Consider the following 1,882-nt stretch of genomic DNA (forward strand, 5'->3'; position numbering starts at 1 on the left):
CGCGACCACCGGGGAGGACGTCAGCTCCGCGAGTCGTCCGTACAGCCGGGCGATCAGCGCCCAGTCGGTGTCCGCGGCCGTCGGCGCCGTCGCGTGACAGGCGGCGATCGCGGCCTGGAGCTGGTAGAAGCCCGGCCGGGCGGTCCGGCGCGCGGCCGTGTCGAGGACGGCGCAGCCCTCCGCCACCGACGCGGCGTCCCACCGGCGGCGGTCCTGCTCCTCCAGCGGCACGAGCTCGCCGGCCGCGTTGAGCCGCCCGGCGCGGCGGGCGTCGTGCAGGAGCATGAGCGCGAGCAGGGCGAGGGTCTCGGGTTCGTCGGGCATCAGAGCGGACAGCAGGCGGGCCAGCCGGATCGCCTCGGCGCAGAGCCCGGTGCGGATCAGCTCGGCGCCCTCGGTCGCGCTGTAGCCCTCGTTGAACAGCAGGTACAGGACGGCGAGGACGCCGGCGGTGCGCTCGGGCAGGAGGTGGCCGGGCGGCACCCGGTACGGGATGTTGGCGTCGCGGATCTTGGCCTTGGCGCGGACGAGGCGTTTGGCCATGGTCTGGTCGGAGACCAGGAAGGCGCGGGCGATCTCGGCGGTCGTCAGCCCGGCGAGGGTGCGCAGCGTGAGGGCGACGCGGGCCTCCAGTGGCAGTGCCGGGTGGCAGCAGGTGAAGATCAGCCGCAGCCGGTCGTCGGCGATGCCGCTCTCGTCCGCGGCGCCGTCGTCCGTACGGATCCGGTCACCCCCGACGTCCGCAGCCATGGCGACCTCCCGGAGCTTGGCGGCCTCGGTGCGGGTGCGGCGCAGCCGGTCGACGGCCCGGTTGCGGGCCGTGGTGATCAGCCAGGCGCGCGGGTTGGCGGGGACGCCGTCGCGGCCCCAGCGCTCCAGGGCCTTGGTGAAGGCGTCCTGGGCGCACTCCTCGGCGAGGTCCCAGTCCCCGGTCCAGCGGATGAGGACGGCGACGATGCGGCCCCACTCGGAGCGGAAGGTCTCGGCGACGGCGTCCGCCGCGCGGTCGGTCAGCGCTCCCAGATCGGTCTCACCTCGATCGTCCCGTGCCGGGCGCCGGGGATCTTCGAGGCGATCTCGATCGCCTCGTCGAGGTCCTGGGCGTCGACCATGTAGTAGCCGCCGACCTGCTCCTTCGTCTCCGCGAAGGGCCCGTCGGCGACGAGCACGTCGCCGTCGCGCACGCGGACGGTGGTGGCGTCGGCGGTCGGCCGCAGCCGCTCGCCGCCGAGGAGCACGCCGCGGCGGCCCATCTCCTCGCCGAAGGCGGTGTACTCGGCGAGCATCGCCGCGCCCTCCTCGGGGCCGAGGGCGCCGATGGCGTTCTCGTCCGTGCAGATCATCAGCAGGTATCGCATGTCGTCCTCCTCGCACCAACCCTTGAACCGAGTGGTCCGGGAACCGAGTGGTCCCGGATGCAAGCGGTCACAGATGGGACGAACGGGACGAACCCGAATGGACCGAGACGGACCGAGACGGACCCCGGGACGGACCACTCCATCGTCCGACTTCCCGGTCCGTCCGGCCATCGCTGTCCTCCGGGCCGGTTCCCGTTCGTCCCATCCATGCAAGGCACCCACCCCGAGGAGGTGCGTCCCGATGACCACCGCCACCGCACCCGCCGCCGCCGCGCGGCCGGCCCAGCAGGCCTGGACCCTGGTCCTCGCCTCGCTGGGCGTCTTCATGACCGCCCTCGACACCCTCGTCGTCACGACCGCGCTGCCGGCGCTGCGGATCTCCCTGCACGGCGGCCTGTCCGACCTGGAGTGGACGGTCAACGCGTACAACCTGTGCTTCGCCTGTGCGCTGCTGACCGGCGCCGCGCTGGGCGACCGCTTCGGCCGCCGGCGGATGTACGCCGTCGGGCTGGCCGTGTTCACCG

Annotated in this window: 3 protein-coding genes; 1 reads left to right on the forward strand and 2 read right to left on the reverse strand. The window is 73.6% G+C overall.

Annotation, left to right across the window (positions count from 1 at the left end; genetic code table 11):
* The coding region (locus tag AB0O00_RS37505) for a sigma-70 family RNA polymerase sigma factor (protein WP_363659170.1) at positions 1 to 1,014 on the reverse strand (1,014 nt) is incomplete at its 3' end.
* Complete coding sequence (locus AB0O00_RS37510) at positions 1,011 to 1,358, reverse strand: YciI family protein (protein ID WP_363659171.1); 348 nt, start codon at positions 1,356 to 1,358, stop codon at positions 1,011 to 1,013. The genes AB0O00_RS37505 and AB0O00_RS37510, both read right to left, overlap by 4 nt.
* Before the next feature lie 241 nt (positions 1,359 to 1,599).
* Between AB0O00_RS37510 and AB0O00_RS37515 the strand changes: the two genes are divergently transcribed.
* The coding region (locus AB0O00_RS37515; RefSeq protein ID WP_363659169.1) for an MFS transporter at positions 1,600 to 1,882 on the forward strand (283 nt) is incomplete at its 3' end.

It is taken from the genome of Kitasatospora sp. NPDC093558 (assembly GCF_040683475.1).
Lineage (GTDB): Bacteria > Actinomycetota > Actinomycetes > Streptomycetales > Streptomycetaceae > Kitasatospora.

Bases quoted from the DNA above. Each gene is read 5' to 3' on its own strand.
- AB0O00_RS37510 (WP_363659171.1), bottom strand. From the start codon at position 1,358: ATGCGATACCTGCTGATGATCTGCACGGACGAGAACGCCATCGGCGCC.